15 protein-coding genes and 1 riboswitch are annotated in these 15,574 nt (G+C 31.3%); of the genes, 8 read left to right on the forward strand and 7 right to left on the reverse strand.

Annotated elements, in window-relative coordinates:
- The first annotated feature begins 88 nt into the window (after positions 1-88).
- The 6 genes from R9X47_RS23110 to panD all read left to right on the forward strand — a co-directional run bounded on the left by R9X47_RS23110 (position 89) and on the right by panD (position 5,797).
- Complete coding sequence (locus tag R9X47_RS23110; RefSeq protein ID WP_432663446.1) at positions 89-1,390, forward strand: ATP-binding protein; 1,302 nt, start codon at positions 89-91, stop codon at positions 1,388-1,390.
- Complete coding sequence (locus R9X47_RS23115) at positions 1,391-2,287, forward strand: response regulator (RefSeq protein WP_432663447.1); 897 nt, start codon at positions 1,391-1,393, stop codon at positions 2,285-2,287. It abuts the gene before it with no gap.
- 528 nt (positions 2,288-2,815) lie between these two features.
- Positions 2,816-3,682: a Rossmann-like and DUF2520 domain-containing protein gene (locus tag R9X47_RS23120; RefSeq protein WP_432663448.1), complete on the forward strand. Its 867-nt coding sequence runs from the start codon at positions 2,816-2,818 to the stop codon at positions 3,680-3,682.
- 1 nt (position 3,683) lies between these two features.
- Positions 3,684-4,520 (forward strand): 3-methyl-2-oxobutanoate hydroxymethyltransferase, encoded by an 837-nt coding sequence (panB, locus tag R9X47_RS23125; protein ID WP_432663449.1) that lies wholly within the window; start codon positions 3,684-3,686, stop codon positions 4,518-4,520.
- Between the two features lie 43 nt (positions 4,521-4,563).
- Entirely contained in the window at positions 4,564-5,412 is an 849-nt protein-coding gene (panC, locus tag R9X47_RS23130) for a pantoate--beta-alanine ligase (protein WP_432663450.1), read from the forward strand.
- Position 5,413: 1 nt separating this feature from the next.
- Entirely contained in the window at positions 5,414-5,797 is a 384-nt protein-coding gene (gene panD, locus R9X47_RS23135) for an aspartate 1-decarboxylase (RefSeq protein ID WP_432663451.1), read from the forward strand.
- Positions 5,798-5,986: 189 nt separating this feature from the next.
- Here the strand turns inward: panD and feoB are convergent, their stop codons facing one another.
- The 6 genes from feoB to R9X47_RS23165 all read right to left on the reverse strand — a co-directional run bounded on the left by feoB (position 5,987) and on the right by R9X47_RS23165 (position 13,425).
- A complete protein-coding gene (feoB, locus tag R9X47_RS23140) occupies positions 5,987-7,846 on the reverse strand; it encodes a ferrous iron transport protein B (protein WP_432663452.1) in 1,860 nt (619 codons plus the stop codon).
- 59 nt (positions 7,847-7,905) lie between these two features.
- Entirely contained in the window at positions 7,906-8,124 is a 219-nt protein-coding gene (locus R9X47_RS23145; protein WP_432663453.1) for a FeoA family protein, read from the reverse strand.
- A 291-nt stretch (positions 8,125-8,415) separates the two neighbouring features.
- On the reverse strand, positions 8,416-8,574 hold the full coding sequence (locus tag R9X47_RS23150; protein ID WP_432663454.1) for a hypothetical protein: 159 nt from the start codon (positions 8,572-8,574) through the stop codon (positions 8,416-8,418).
- A gap of 352 nt (positions 8,575-8,926) precedes the next feature.
- Positions 8,927-9,082 carry a hypothetical protein gene (locus R9X47_RS23155; protein WP_432663455.1) on the reverse strand — a complete coding sequence of 52 codons (156 nt, stop codon included), beginning with the start codon at positions 9,080-9,082 and terminating at the stop codon, positions 8,927-8,929.
- 252 nt (positions 9,083-9,334) lie between these two features.
- Entirely contained in the window at positions 9,335-11,536 is a 2,202-nt protein-coding gene (locus tag R9X47_RS23160; RefSeq protein WP_432663456.1) for an EAL domain-containing protein, read from the reverse strand.
- Positions 11,537-12,052: 516 nt separating this feature from the next.
- A riboswitch (cyclic di-GMP riboswitch) is annotated at positions 12,053-12,139 on the reverse strand.
- A 617-nt stretch (positions 12,140-12,756) separates the two neighbouring features.
- Positions 12,757-13,425 carry an HAD family hydrolase gene (locus tag R9X47_RS23165; protein ID WP_432667685.1) on the reverse strand — a complete coding sequence of 223 codons (669 nt, stop codon included), beginning with the start codon at positions 13,423-13,425 and terminating at the stop codon, positions 12,757-12,759.
- Positions 13,426-13,844: 419 nt separating this feature from the next.
- Here R9X47_RS23165 and R9X47_RS23170 point away from each other — a divergent pair, with 419 nt between their 5' ends.
- Complete coding sequence (locus R9X47_RS23170; RefSeq protein WP_432663457.1) at positions 13,845-14,207, forward strand: hypothetical protein; 363 nt, start codon at positions 13,845-13,847, stop codon at positions 14,205-14,207.
- A 176-nt stretch (positions 14,208-14,383) separates the two neighbouring features.
- Here the strand turns inward: R9X47_RS23170 and R9X47_RS23175 are convergent, their stop codons facing one another.
- Positions 14,384-15,004, reverse strand: a complete 621-nt coding sequence (locus tag R9X47_RS23175; RefSeq protein ID WP_432663458.1) for an NUDIX hydrolase — start codon at positions 15,002-15,004, stop codon at positions 14,384-14,386.
- A gap of 217 nt (positions 15,005-15,221) precedes the next feature.
- Here R9X47_RS23175 and R9X47_RS23180 point away from each other — a divergent pair, with 217 nt between their 5' ends.
- Positions 15,222-15,473 carry a hypothetical protein gene (locus R9X47_RS23180; protein ID WP_432663459.1) on the forward strand — a complete coding sequence of 84 codons (252 nt, stop codon included), beginning with the start codon at positions 15,222-15,224 and terminating at the stop codon, positions 15,471-15,473.
- Positions 15,474-15,574 lie beyond the last annotated feature (101 nt).

Consider the following 15,574-nt stretch of genomic DNA (forward strand, 5'->3'; position numbering starts at 1 on the left):
ATGAAAACATGTCGAATTTAATCTTGTAGAAGATTATCAGATTTTATCGAAGACTTTTTTTATTTCTAAATTGGGAAGTGTTATATATATGAGCAAGGATACTTTTAAACGAATTATTTTAGTATCAATTATTACTACATTAATGGGACAAGTCTATATAAATCCATTTAACTCAGACTTTAGATTATCTATAGGAATAGCTATTTTAACATTTCTCTTATTGAAGTTTCAGGATATACCAATTCTGCTGACAACAAGCTGTACTGCGGTACTAGTTTTTATTTTTAGATTTACAATTGACGCTATTGGTATGAGTAAAACTTTGTATGTATCGGACATAGCCGTAAAGCATCTTCCATCGGCAGTATTTTATTTAATTTTTGGTGTTGCATTATACCAGCTTAATATAAGAAAATACAAAGACCTACCAATTTTCTTCATATTCTTAGTAGGTATTTCAGACATAGTTTCAAATGTAGCCGAAGCAGTTGTAAGACATGAGTTTACAAAACCTTCAATAGAGATTATTTTAACTAGTATTTTTACAGCAGGCTTTTTAAGGGCTACGATTGCCTTTGTACTATATTCCAGTATTAAAGCCTATAACATGTTTATTTTAAAGGAAGAGCATCAGAAAAGGTATATAAATCTCCTCCTTTTTACTGCAAACATGAAGGCAGAAGTATTCTTTCTAAAGAAAAATATGCAAGATATAGAGCAAGCTATGGAGAGATCCTACTCTATCTATACTGAGTTAAAGGATATAAAGGAAGTTATTGACATAAACTACACTAACAAATTGAGAAGAAGAGTACTAAATCTTGCTAAAGATATACATGAAATCAAAAAGGACAATCAAAGGGTTGTATCTGGGATAGAAAGATTACTCCCACAGGAAAAAAGGGAAAATACAATGAAATTATCTACAATCTTTAAGATGCTTAGGGACAATACTACAAGGTATATTGAGGATATTGGTAAAGACATTAACATTTTTACTCACTATACAAGCAATTATCAGGTAAAGGACTATTATCAACTTATATCGGTGATAAATAATATTATAATCAATAGTATAGATGCAATAGAAAATAAAGGTAATATAAAGATCTCTCAGTATAAAGAAGATGAATATATTGTATTTAAGATTGTTGACAGTGGCATGGGTATAAAGGATGAAGACATAGGCGTTATTTTTGAACCGGGATTTTCTACGAAGTTTGATAGAAAGACTGGAAAGATGTCTACAGGTTTAGGATTGACCCATGTAAAGCATATTGTATATAACTATTTTGGGGGAAAGATTGAAGTCACTTCGAAGGTTATGCAAGGTTGTACTTTTAGTGTATATATTCCTATTAGAAGCATTATTCCGAAGGAGGAAAGATAAATGAAGCCATCTTTTTATATAATAGATGATGACCCAGGAATAAGAAGAATACTTTCAAATATTATTGATAATTATCGCCTGGGATATGTTGTAGGTGAAGCAGATGAGGGAAATAAAGCAATTGAAGAGATTGAAGAATTTCAACCTGACATAGCTTTAGTAGATCTTTTACTACCTTTAGTGGATGGAATAGAAATTGTAACCGAGATGAAAAAGAGAGACTTAAACACCCAGTTTATTATGATATCAGAGGTAACATCCAAGGAAATGATCGGAGAGGCCTATAAAAGCGGAATAGAGTACTTTATTAATAAACCAATTAATGTTATTGAGGTAGTATCTATAATTGAAAAGGCAATTGAAACTTTAAATTATAAAAGGGCACTATCTTTAATTGGTAAAACATTAGAAAAAAATAATTATAGGATATTTAGTGATAAGAGTAATAATATTGAGAAAGATAGTGTTAAGGAAGAAATAACCAAGGTCTTTTCTGATATTGGGATTTTGGGGGAATCGGGTAGCAGCGACTTGATGAACATAATAGAGATGCTTGCTAACCAGAGAAAGGAATCAGGAGGCAAGTTTCACAGTTATAGGATAAGTGATTTGTATAAAAGTCTAAACAAGAGGTACAAGGATGAAAAGAAATCTGCCGTATCGGTTAAGGCTATAGAGCAAAGGGTTAGAAGGGTAATACAATCTTCTCTGGAAAATATAGCTAGCATCGGTATAGAGGACTATGGAAATGTTAAGTTTGAAAAATATTCTACTTCTCTTTTTGATTTTACCGAGGTAAGAAGGCAAATGGATTATATAAGGAAAAAATCTCAATATAAGGGAAAGATTAATGTTAAGAAATTTATTGAAGGAATGTTAAGTTATATAAACCTTTAGGAGAGGTTATGATTTTGAAATAATTTGTACAAATCAATACATTATGATAAAATGAAATTGGATAGTATCGTAGCTACGAGCTATACCATAATTTTTCTTAAGTGAAAACTTAATAAGGTTATTTATCTGCTCTGAGCCTATGGGATGGACCGAGACAGAAGGTATTGATAGTGAAAAACTACCCTTCTTTGCTTATGCTCTGAAGGGTTTCTTATTTATAGGGTGTCTCAGAATGATGAATTTCTGCGTTATTTGAACTTCATTCATTCTGAAACACCCTGTGGGGTCAACTCAAGAGATATTTTTATGAGATAGCCCCAAAAACTAAGAAGAGTTCTATCTACTTAGTTTAACTATGACTATACACTCTTTCTATGTCTATTTATACATAAGACTTAGAAAGAGTTTTTTTATTGAGAAGAGGTTGAAGGCTGAGAGTGAAAGTTAAAACCAAATCCTTATTAAGGTGAGAATTAAACCCGAATTATTCATGAATAACTCGGGTTAAACCTAAAGGATGTGATAAGCATGAATATTGGATTTATTGGTGCTGGAAAGGTAGGAACTGCATTTGGGAAGTATCTGGTCGATAAGGGTTTTGAGGTAGAGGGGTATTATAGTAGAAGTCAAAAATCTTCTGAAAAGGCAGCGGCATTTACAAATAGTAGGGCCTATTACGAAGCCTCAGAATTAACTCGAAAATTAGATATTATCTTTATAACGACTAATGATGATGAAATTGAAAGAGTTTGCGACAATTTAGTACAAGATGATTTATTGAAGAGGGGACAAGTAGTAATTCATATGAGTGGCGCAGCTTCATCTAAGATTTTAGATAGTGCAAAGAGAACGGGATGTTTTACATATTCAGTGCATCCATTGCAGGCTTTTGCAGATATAGAAAAGGCTGTGCAGGATTTGCCTAATACAGTCTTTAGTATAGAGGGAGATGAAGAGAAAATAGATGTAGTTGAGAAAATTTTGAAGACTACAGGAAACGGATTTTTTAACATAAGCTCAGAGCAGAAGACCATTTATCATGCTACAGCCTGTGTTTTATCAAACTATTTTGTAACTCTTATGGACTATGGCTTATCGTTATTTGAGGCTATTGGTATTGACGGGAAAGAAGGATATAAGGCCATGTATCCACTTATTGAAGGTACTATGAAAAATATACATGAACTAGGTACAGAGAAAGCTTTGACGGGCCCTATAGCAAGGGGCGATGTAAATACAATTGAAAAACATGTAGAGTCTATTGGGAATATGACCCAGGATAAATTAGATTTTTACAAACTAATGGGTGATATGACCTTAAGCTTAGCAAAGAAGGATAAATTAGACAGTTATGAAAAGATAAAAGAACTACAAAATATTTTAAGGGGTGAATAGAATGGCAAACAAAAAGTTTACTGTTAGCTCATTTTTAAAGGCTAAGGAGAAGGGTGAAAAAATATCTATGCTTACGGCATATGATTATTCGACGGCGAAGCTCCTAGATGAAGCAGAGGTAGATAGCTTACTTGTAGGCGATTCCCTTGGAATGGTTATGCTTGGATATGAGAACACACTTAAGGTAACTGTGGACGATATGATACATCATTGTAAGGCTGTTGCTAGAGGGGCTAAAAGAGCCATGGTCGTTGGAGACATGCCTTTTCTATCATATCATATAAGTATAGAGGACAGCATTAGAAACGCTGGTAGAATTATTCAAGAAGGTGGAGCTCATGCTGTTAAGCTAGAGGGTGGAAGAGAGGTTATTGATAAGATCAGGGCGATTGTGAAAGCTCAAATACCTGTTATAGGGCATCTTGGCCTTACTCCTCAATCGATAAATATGTTTGGTGGCTTTAAGGTTCAAGGGAAAAGCGAAGAACAGGCTAGAAAAATAATCGAAGATGCATTATTGCTTCAAGAGGCGGGAGTTTTTGCAATCGTTTTGGAGTGTGTTCCAGAAGGCTTAGCTAAGATAATTAGTGAAAAGCTTGAAATACCAACTATAGGAATCGGTGCAGGGAAATACTGTGATGGGCAGGTTCTAGTGACTCAGGATATGCTAGGTATGTATACAGACTTCGTACCTAAGTTTGTAAAACAGTATTCAAACCTTTGTGACGCTATTAAGGAATCTACAAGGTCATATATCAAAGAAATGCGCAGTGGAGTGTTTCCTGCTAAGGAGCATACCTTTAGTATAGATGAAGAAGTGTTAGAAAAGCTTTATTAGTAAAGAGTTAGCCGTTAACAAATAGCTGGATAGGAGGAAAACAATGAAAATACTAAATACAATAAAAGACATTAGATTGATAACTAAAGAAGCTCGAAGAAATGGAAAATCAATAGGTTTTGTTCCTACTATGGGATATTTACATGAAGGGCATCTTTCACTTGTGAAAAAAGCAAAGGCAGAGAATGATTTAGTAGTGGTCAGTATTTTTGTGAACCCAACTCAATTTGGACCAGGAGAAGATTTTGAATCATATCCTAGGGATTTAGAAAGAGATAGTAAATTAGTAGAAGATGCAGGAACAGATATAGTGTTTTCGCCATCGGTTGAAGAAATGTATCCATCTGGATGTAGTACCTATGTTGATACAGATGGAGATATCACTAAAAAACTCTGTGGTGCGTCAAGACCTGGTCATTTTAGGGGAGTCACAACAGTTGTAACAAAGCTGCTTAATATAGTAACACCAGATAGGGCATACTTTGGACAAAAAGATGCTCAGCAAGTAGCTGTAATTGAGCAAATGGTTAGGGATCTGTGCATGAATGTTGAAATAGTACCATGTCCCATTGTAAGAGAAAAAGATGGTCTTGCAATGAGCTCAAGAAATACCTATTTGGGTGATGATGAGAGAAAAGCAGCTCTTGTACTTTCTAAGGCATTATCTAGTGCCCAGGAGGTTATAAAAGAAGGAGAAAGAGATGCATCAAAGGTGAGTAAGCTTATTGTTGATAAGATTAGCAGTCAGCCATTATCTAATATTGATTATGTAGAAATAGTTTGCGACAAGACTTTAGAAGCAATTGAAGAAATAAAAGGCGGTATTCTAATAGCTTTAGCAGTGAAAATAGGAAGAACAAGACTAATAGACAATGTAAGGTTGGAGGTATAAAATGCTAGTCAATATGTTTAAAAGTAAAATTCATAGAGCAACGGTTACACAAGCAAATTTAAATTATGTAGGTAGTATAACCATAGATAAGAGCCTAATAGATGCAGCTGGGATTCTTCCAGGAGAAAAGGTTCAAATAGTAAATAATAATAATGGTGCTAGACTTGAAACCTATGTTATTGAAGGTGCTGCCGATAGTGGAGTTATATGTTTAAACGGCGCAGCTGCAAGATTGGTGCAGCCAGGTGACAATGTAATTATTATTGCATACTGTTGGTTATCCCAGGAAGAAGCAAAAACAGCAAAGCCTAATATAGTATTTGTTGATGAAGCCAATAGGATAGTGGAGAAAACTGATATAGAAATACACGGACAAGAGAGATAAACGTAACAGACGCAAAAAAAGATAGGGGCTGTACTCATAAAATTTTTTCTATGAGTACAGCCCCTGGGCGTTTCAGAATGAGTGAAGTTCAAGGTTTTGAAATTCAGGCGGTTTGGCTAGTACTGACGTACGTGCCAAGTCGGTGAAATTTCAAATAACGCAGAAATTCGGCATTCTGAAACGCTCATTTTATAAAATAATTTGTGCTAATATCCCTGCTGTCAAAAATGATATTATAAAGCTTCCGATATATATTAATGCTGATTCTTTCCAACTTCTTTCCTTAAAAATAACCATTATAGCCGCAATACATGGTACAAATAGAGTAATAGCTACTAATGACACAATAACCTGTGGGCCATTAAGTAATCCTTGTGTAGCAAGGTCATTAAGACCAGCAGCCCCAAAGTCTCTTCTAACTATACCCATGATAAATGCTTGAGCTACTTTAGGATGTAGCTTTAAGAATCCTTCTGTAAATGGTGCAAGTGAATCAGCTATGCCATCCAATAAGCCAGTATATTGTAAGACGGTAATTATTACGCCACCTAAAATGAATAAAGGAACGGCTTCCTTCAGAAACATAATAGATTTTATATAGGTCTTCTTTAGCACGTTGCTTAACCTAGGAAGTCTAAGTGGAGGCAAATCAATCAATAAATCAGTAGACTCGCCAGGCATTAATTTGTTTAGCAATGTTCCAGTGATTACGAATACTATAAATATTGTTGCACAATAAATAATTAAAGCTTTTAATCCTAAGGGAGCAATTAATCCCATGATTACACCTAACTGAGCCGAACAAGGAATTGCTAACCCTAGAAGCATTGTGGCAATAAACTTTTCCCTTTTAGAGCCTAACAATCTAGTAGTGATTGTGGCCATTGTAACACAACCAAATCCTAATATCATAGGGATAATAGCTCTACCGTTTAGTCCTAGTGAAGTTAATGCTCTATCAACCAATGCAGCAATTCTTGGCAAATATCCTGAATCTTCCATTAAGGAAAGGAAGAAGTAAAAACCAACAACTAGTGGAAGTAAAAGACCAAGAATGTATACCGGAACCATAGTTATAAGTCCAAATTCACCAATTAGTAATTGACCTATTAAATTAGAATCATTCAATACATTACCAAGGGTACTCATCACAAAGTTATAATAGTATTCTCCCATTATTACTTCTTCGGTTATACCTACTACGGTTTGAGCTACAAATACACCGATAGCTTGATACATAACATATAGTACTGCAAGTAAAATAGGGATACCGGTAAGTGGTTGAAGCATCATTCTTCCAAGCTTTGTCTTAAATGACGCATTCTCACTGGTTTCAGAAACTATGTTATCAACTATTTCATCAACTCTACTTCTTCTAAGTCTATAGATATGCTCTCTTTGACCTTGGTGATTTTTTATATGGTGTCTTTCAATTATATTCTCGTCTTCCTCAGCTAAAAGGAGAGCCTCGGATTCAGTATCAACCATACCTATAACTGTATCAATGATTTCTTTAACTTCTTTAATTCTGTTACCAGGCTTAGCGCTAAAAATAGCTTCCTTTACTTTGTCTAAATTTTCACCTTTAATTGCAGTAGTAGGTATGACTTCAACGCCTAGCTCTTTCGATAATAGATCTATATCTATTTTAAGACCGTTTCTTCTTACGTCATCCATCATATTTAATGCAACCACAACGGGCTTGCCCATATCTATGATTTGTTGAGTCAAAAATAAGTCTCTTTCAAGATGAACAGCATCTACAACATTTAGAATTATATCTGCATAAAGTATTATGTCCCTAGCAACACTTTCTTCGTCATTAAAAGAGGATACACCATACACACCTGGAGTATCCATAACAACATCTCCATCTAGTTTTCCTGAGCTAATATCAATAGTAGTTCCCGGAAAGTTTGATACATCTACATATAGCCCTGTCAAATAATTAAAGAAAACAGACTTACCTACATTTGGGTTTCCTGCCAATACAATTTTTTTTGCGTTCTCTGGCGCATTTATTGCTGAGGCTGGATTATGGCAGTTCATGATTAGTCCTCCTTCGAAATATGTATAATCAATGTTAGTTAGGTATTATTCTTTTATCTTTAAACCAATTTTATTCTAATTTGCTTTGCAAGATTTCTACCGATAGCAATCTCTTGCATTCTATTTTGTAAAATAACAGGCCCCGCAGGTAATTTTTGAGAACATAAAAGCTTAGAACCTTCGGAAATACCTAGTCTTATTGCCTGAACTCTAATATTTGCATCTGGAATATTAACAATCTCAATTTTTTGTCCCTTATTCGCAAGATCTAATGTCATAAGATTATAGCCTCCTTGTTATTGGTGATTTAAGCTAATAATAATCATTTTCAATATATTGCTAAAAAATAATAATTCAAGTAATATTTACCTTTAGCATACTAAAGATGATAATGAATGTCAATATTAAAGGAACTATTTTTACAGTTGAAAGATATTAATAGTAAATTTGGAAGAATAAGGAGAGTATCAGCTTTTTAGACTGCTAAAAAAAGTCCAATTTCAGAGCATTTTAAACTTGGACTTTTTCATTTTGCTAACAATTTATTTCTTTCTCATAAAATATCCTATTTATATAAAATAGGATATTTTATGAGAAAAATCACTATTTGTTTTATAGTTAATCACTAAATTCTTATCTGATTTATGGTTAAATGACTTGACTGGATTAATTGGTGTGATTATTAAAATAGATATAACTAGTGGTAATAATAATCTTATAGCTTTCATTTCAATCCCCCCGTTTCTAGATTTGTTATCTCCGATAGAATATTGTATATAAAGGTTCAAGAAAAACTATCAACTTAGATTGACTTATACATATTCAAAGCTCCCAGAATCCCAAGTATTTGGATATATATATATTAAGTTTTGCTATATGAACTCTATACATTTAGTTTTTCACATTATTCTATTAATATGTTAGAAATAGAAGGATGAAATAGAAATTAATGAAATAAACAAAAATTTGAATTTTTCAAAATTTTTAGAAGGAAATTTTTATTTTGTGTAGAATATACATATTATTAAGAAAACGTTACCAACTTTCTTAAAAGTACTATAGGGATTGCACCGAAAGGTGCTATTTTTTTGTCTTCTTTTCTTTAATTTTTCTTTCGATATCGTCACTAAAACTTACATGTTCATCGGTAAAGCTTAGACCAACTCCTACATTCTCCCTATTATGCATAGTTGGATTTTTTTTGCCAACAACACCTTTTCTATTTTTTCTAGTCATAGAAGCCTCCTGTAAGTTTATTTAGAAATAAATTTTTCTCATTTTGATTCCTTAAAAAGCCTTGAAGCGATGACTATTCAAGAAATCAAAATGTATATTTAGTAAGTTCTTGAGGATTGTAATTATTCAATTTGCTCAGTTGACTTTTCAAGCTCACATCTATGTATTTAAAAATTTATTTCATATAAATATTATGGATTAGGAGGCAGATTTGTATTCTATATTGACCCAACAAACTACAATAAAAAATTTCTATAGAGGATCATGGGACGTATCAGTTTCTATATGAAAATCAGGTATACTTATTTCAGGCCTTCCTATAAAATACCCTTGAGCATAATCTACTCCAAATTCCTTTAGAACATTATAGGTTTCTAAACTTTCTACAAATTCTGCGACTATTTTGGCATCATAAATATTGGCTATATCGACAAATGCCTTTAACATTTTTCTATCCTTTTCATTAGTATGTAAATTTCTTATATATCTTCCGTCAATTTTAAGTATGTCCACATTTAGACAGTCCAATTGACTAATATTTGAGTAACCGGTTCCAAAGTCATCTATAGCAATCTTGAATCCTGCATTTTTTAATTTACTTATCTGTCTAACGAAAAAATGTAAATCACTGTATGAACTAGTCTCAGTAATTTCAAAGGTGATGTTTTCAGGTATAATTTTATATTTATCTTTATAATTTAATATTTTATTAATAAAAGTTGTATTAATTTCCTTAACTGATAAATTGAGAGTTAGATGTATATCTTCCTTAAAAATATACTTTACTTTATAAGCGTATAAAAAAGCTTTTTGAATTACTATTTCATCAATTTTTGATATAAGACCATTGTTTTCAGCAATATCTGTATAAGGTTTTGGAGAAAGATATGTATCATCTTGTTTAATTCTCATTAAAACCTCATACTTTTCAATACGGTTTTCTTTTATATTGAATATGGGCTGGTAAAAGGGTACGATTTTATTTTCTGCAATAGCTTGCTCAATAACAGATTTGAACTTACTACATTTTCTCTTTTTATAAACTATAAAGTTATAATCGTCTACTACTTCAATAGGTTTTAAGATTGTTCTATTCTCCATATGTTTTATTAAATTATCTATTAGATTACTTTTATCAAATGCACCATCGGTTATTTTAACGGCTAGAGCCTCACATTTAATATTAAATTCTTTGTAATGATTTCCATTGATATTCTCATGAATAAGGTCGTATAAGATTTTAAAATGATGCAGGTTATAAGTGTCAGATTTAACAACAAAAAGATAATGTTCCTTAGAGACTCTGAACATAATGTTATAAAGTCTCTTTAGAGATCTAAAATAGTTACTTACATCTACAAAGACTTCACCGTTGTATATTAAGGAATTGTCCTGTAAATCTATCATATTGTCAATTTTTAATAATAGAATATTCAAAGTAGGTCCATTTCTTTTAAAATGCTTTAAAATAAAATAGTTAAAAGCGTAACTATTCAAAACCCCAGTAAAATAATCAGTATATTTTATTTCATAAATATATCGAATTAATAGACAAAGAGCCATCAGGAATGTTACTATAATTGGCAAAATATTTATTATAGTCATGTACAAAATTTTCTTTTTCCATTCTCCAAGATCTATAGTACTTATAGAATAACCTTTAAAGTCTTCGAGTTCAGTATAGTATCCTATTTTCTTAGTGTTAAAAGCATTATAATGTATCTCACCTTGAGAAAATCTTCCATTGCTATTATCTAAAAAGGAAGTAAACTCATGAATATTGTCTTCGGTCATTTTGAGTTTATCCATTAACTCATCCTTATCTTCGAAAAAATTTAAGCCAATTAAGTCCTTATTAGGATGTACAAGTATAGTTCCACATTTACTTAATAGAAACATATAACCGTTAGAAAGCTTAAAAGAATCATTATCATAAAGGTTGTTGACTTCTTCGTAAGCTATTCCAGATATAGCTAGGAACTTATTGTTTCTAATATTTAACTTTCTAATTATGTTAATTTTATTATGAATCAAACTAATTGACTCATGTGAACAATCGATTTGTTGCGATGAATCGTGACTTAAAAAATCCTTTAAATTTTTATCGCTAAATTGTATTGGTGTATCTCCATATAGAACAGAACCCTCTTCGTTTATCACTGAGATATAAGAAATAGATGGATTTATTTTTTTGAACTCAGCTATGTTTTTTTCGAAATTATTGTCGATGCCATTATATTTTTCTAGATTTGACAATAAGTGAAGAAAATTATTTTCTAAACTATTAAAATAGTTTGAGTAGCTTTCCGCAGCAGATAACGATGTGTATTTCAAATTTTTCTTCAATTCCGTAGAATATAAAGCATAGTTCTTATTGTAACAAGCATGTAAACTATATATTAATATAGATAAAATCATAATAACAGCAAAGACGTAACGTTTTTTGATTTTCATATAAACCTCCCAAATAAAGATTACTGGATAAAACATGCACAAAACATTAAACATGTAATTATTACATAATTTATCAATTGAATTTGATTTTAGAAATGGAATTCATTCCATATATGATTGTAGATAAGGTATGTATAAAATAATAAGAATGTAATTTTAGCACTTTATATTATCATGAGATATATTCAATATGTAACCCCTCCCATATAAATTTATTTTATAGATCGAGAATAACAATTCGGCATATTCAGCTGCGTTACTATAGGTCGGATTTCTTTATCTAGAATAGCCTTTAAAGAAAAGTCTTTTACCAAGATTTTAAAGGACGACTCTTTTGAAATATAACTAAGTATTATAGAATAATAATTCCCTATGAGACACAAAAAAAGATGCCTATAGATTGATCATAGACACCCTTACCTTAAACAAGATTACAAATAGTCATAAGGAACTAAATAACTAAATACTCTACATTCTAGTATTTAGCAGACCTAATTTGTATTTGCAAATATATGTTTCGGTAGACTGGCTATCATAGAAATTATATCCCTTAGATCCATGTCTTTGCGTCCTTATCTTTCGATAAGTTTGCTATTATCGTCATATAAATTTTAAATTAATTAATTATTTATTTATCAAAAAGGCAAAACTATTTTCGGGTCTAATGGCCTGAAAAAACTGTAAAAATATTAGGAAAAAAGTCCCAAAATAAATAAGCCCTCAAACATATTCTACATAAATTTACAAATTCCTTCTTATTTTTCAATTTTTTTTTAAAAATTTTAGTAATATAATATTTTTAGTGGAAAATGAAGTTGTTCGGAGATATCAAGTATTTCTATTTTAGATTTTCTCTGGGGTATGAATTGCAATAAAAAAAGGGATGTCTCATAATGGCGAATTTCTGCGTTATTTGAAATGTTCACCGACTTGGCACGTACATCAGTACTAGCCAAACCGTTGAAATTTCAAAACCTAAAACCAGGATTATTCATAGAAAATTTGAAAGGGTGCAAGTAGTTTTGAATTCTAAGACTTTCATCAAGTTCGAAGGCATACCTATGCCGTACGTCGAGAACTTGATGGAGGCCTTAGAATCAAAAATGCGCAGCAGAGTTTTAAATTTTCTATGGGTAATCCTGGTTTAACTTCACTCATTCTGAAACACCCCGGGGCTGTACTCATAATAAACCTTTATGATACAGCCCATTGTAGTCTCGCTATAAAATTTCAACATCACCATCTAATTTATATATAACATCCTTTCTTTCTACAATAATAGTAATTTTTTTAAGTAATTCATCGTCGGCTTTTATGTTTTTTAGTAATTCCTTTGCTGGATTTATTGCTATAGGGTGGCCTATCATTTTTAGCATAGAAAAATCACCGTTTGTATCTCCGTAGGAATAGCTTTTATCTAAATCAAGATCATAAGTGTCCACAAACTCCATGATTGCCTTGTGCTTACTTTCTGAATCCCACATTTGAACAATCTCACCAGTAAAATTATTTTGTTCATCTACTTTATACTTTGTAGCCATAAAATCTGTGACTTCATATTTTTCTGCCATTTTCTTTACAAGGTAAGCTGGACTTCCTGATATAAAAAATACCTTATGATTTTGTGCTTTGTGCCAAGCTATCCTTGATCTTGTATATCTATATACTTTATCACCCTTTAGATCTATGACCTGATTACTTATGAATTCAAGATCATTTTTATTAAGACCTTTTAAGGAATCAATATAGATTTGTGCAAGCTCTAATAAGTAATCATCAAAATTTCCACGTCGTTTCTGCCAATCGTAATACGTATGCTTAACATGACTATGCCATAGGGCAGGATCAACGACTTCATATTTTAATAGTTTCTTAAAATGTTCAATCATAAGAGAGTTTCTGTACAATGTACCATCAATATCTAAAAAAGCACCAATATTTTTTTTCACGTAATCACCTCTTGAGTAGTTAGAGTTTATATATATTGTAACAAATTTTTATAGTCAAAATAATATAAATATTATAGAGGCTGTTAAGAAACCTGAATTTCTTCGTTGTTGCTTCAACTAAGAACCCTTACGTATGTCTTTATACGCTGCGGTCTCATAGTTTCAGCACGCCTCGAACTTCAAGCTTCTTAACAGCCTATCATCTTGCTAACAAGATGAATAATATAAATATTATAGAGAAGATAATATAAAATGTTTATTGCTAGAAAAAAATGGTATTATATAAATAAGTAAAGATATATTAATATATATCCCCGAAATTCATAAAATTAAACAAAATTTAGTAAGGGGTGAGGAGTATGTTAATAGCAATCATTTATGCATTTATAATAACTGTTTTTATAGGCTTTATGATTGAAAATTTTAAGTTGAGTTTCTATCTTAGAAGAGTGGATTTTATTAACATAAGAATGAGAAACACTATATTGAACATACTCTCCGGAAAAAAGAACTTCGACATATTTATAATGAATGATTTAAGGAAGAAAATCAATGAGGAGTTCTTAAACACAAAGCTAGTTGATAAATATGAATTGTATAAAGTAGATGATTCTAAAATAAAGTTAAAGTATTTTAAAGGATATGTTATAGAAGAACTTGAAATTCTAGCCGTTGAAGGCGGTATAGAGTTAATTGAGATAGATAAAAGAGTTTTAGAATAATAAAATAAATGGTATAAAAAATAATTGAAAATAATTTTCAATAAATGTTTAGATAATAAATATAAGGGTAATTATAAGATAACACCCCCTTTAAAATTTATCCCCTAGCTCCTGAAAAATCGACCTAGCCCTTGAGGCGGGTCGATTTTTATAATGCATAGAAAACTATACAACGGCTAATCGCCTATTTTTAATATTTCAATAAAGTTATTAATAATTCTAGCAGTCATTCCCCAAATCACATAATTCTTATATTCATAAAAATATATAGGATACTTACCAGTCCTAAAGTTATAAACCTTTCCATTCTGTATTTTATGAAACGGAAACTTACTTGAAACTTCTAATTTGTTTTTTACATAATGGGTTTCAGGATTATTATTCATGAAAAAACTCAGAGGAACTGTAAAAATTGAACCTACTTCATCGGAATTATATTTAATATCTTCTACCTGTACATTATTTATTAATCCAATAAAAGGATATAATATCAAATTAAAGGGTGTAATAACATAGTCCGTCTGACCCAAGACTTGAATATTTGAATCCTCTATATTTAGTTCTTCACATGTTTCTCTTATTGCAGACTCCATAGGACTTTCATTCTCTTCTATTTTTCCTCCTGGAAAGCAAATTTCTCCAGGTTGAGTATTTAATTTTTCTGAACGAACCTCAAACAAAAGATGTATTTCATTGTCTACGTGTATTAAAGGGATAAGTACGGCATAAGAGTTATACTGACCTTCAGGTACAGGAACTCTAGATTGAAACTTTTTATAAATATTGTCAAACTGCATTTAATCACCTCAACTAGTTATATGTATAAACTAATAGTTTTGCTTGAATATCTATATATTATTATAACATTTTGCTTTAAGGTTATGAAAAATAATAAAAGGGAAATGCATAATATAACATATAATAATAGTAATTTTTTGTGCATGAAATGTATATATCTTTTAAAGAAAGCTTAAAATACAAATGGGAAAGATGAAGAGAAGAGGAGGTGTTTATATGTCAGATATGAATAATTTAAGTGTTATGAGCATTAGTGTAGATCACAGAACAAATTCTGCTCCAAAGGTACAGGAAATACTAACAACAAATGGGGACCTAATTCTAGGTAGATTTGGAATGCATGATCCTAGGGAAGAAAATACAGGCCTAATAACAGTGAATTTAAGAGGACCAAAAAGCCGTATAACCAATATGATGGATAGTCTAAGTGGACTAGATGGAGTTAAGGTAAATCATATGGAAACATAATTTTATAGAAGGTCAAGAACAGGATAAAACCTGTTCTTTTTTATTACCATAAACTTATAATTATTTACCAATATTGTTTGAAATATTCTGTCAAATAAGAT

This window comes from Wukongibacter baidiensis (assembly GCF_050888315.1).
Classification (GTDB): Bacteria; Bacillota; Clostridia; order Peptostreptococcales; family Caminicellaceae; genus Wukongibacter; species Wukongibacter baidiensis.

Coding starts and splice junctions, on each gene's coding strand:
- R9X47_RS23175 (WP_432663458.1), bottom strand. CDS start 15,004: ATGCAGTTTGACAATATTTATAAAAAGTTTCAATCTAGAGTTCCTGTA.
- feoB (WP_432663452.1), bottom strand. CDS start 7,846: ATGAACTGCCATAATCCAGCCTCAGCAATAAATGCGCCAGAGAACGCA.
- R9X47_RS23120 (WP_432663448.1), top strand. CDS start 2,816: ATGAATATTGGATTTATTGGTGCTGGAAAGGTAGGAACTGCATTTGGG.
- R9X47_RS23160 (WP_432663456.1), bottom strand. CDS start 11,536: ATGAAAATCAAAAAACGTTACGTCTTTGCTGTTATTATGATTTTATCT.
- R9X47_RS23180 (WP_432663459.1), top strand. CDS start 15,222: ATGTCAGATATGAATAATTTAAGTGTTATGAGCATTAGTGTAGATCAC.
- R9X47_RS23150 (WP_432663454.1), bottom strand. CDS start 8,574: ATGAAAGCTATAAGATTATTATTACCACTAGTTATATCTATTTTAATA.
- R9X47_RS23165 (WP_432667685.1), bottom strand. CDS start 13,425: ATGATTGAACATTTTAAGAAACTATTAAAATATGAAGTCGTTGATCCT.
- R9X47_RS23155 (WP_432663455.1), bottom strand. CDS start 9,082: ATGACTAGAAAAAATAGAAAAGGTGTTGTTGGCAAAAAAAATCCAACT.
- R9X47_RS23145 (WP_432663453.1), bottom strand. CDS start 8,124: ATGACATTAGATCTTGCGAATAAGGGACAAAAAATTGAGATTGTTAAT.
- R9X47_RS23110 (WP_432663446.1), top strand. CDS start 89: ATGAGCAAGGATACTTTTAAACGAATTATTTTAGTATCAATTATTACT.
- R9X47_RS23170 (WP_432663457.1), top strand. CDS start 13,845: ATGTTAATAGCAATCATTTATGCATTTATAATAACTGTTTTTATAGGC.
- R9X47_RS23115 (WP_432663447.1), top strand. CDS start 1,391: ATGAAGCCATCTTTTTATATAATAGATGATGACCCAGGAATAAGAAGA.
- panC (WP_432663450.1), top strand. CDS start 4,564: ATGAAAATACTAAATACAATAAAAGACATTAGATTGATAACTAAAGAA.
- panD (WP_432663451.1), top strand. CDS start 5,414: ATGCTAGTCAATATGTTTAAAAGTAAAATTCATAGAGCAACGGTTACA.
- panB (WP_432663449.1), top strand. CDS start 3,684: ATGGCAAACAAAAAGTTTACTGTTAGCTCATTTTTAAAGGCTAAGGAG.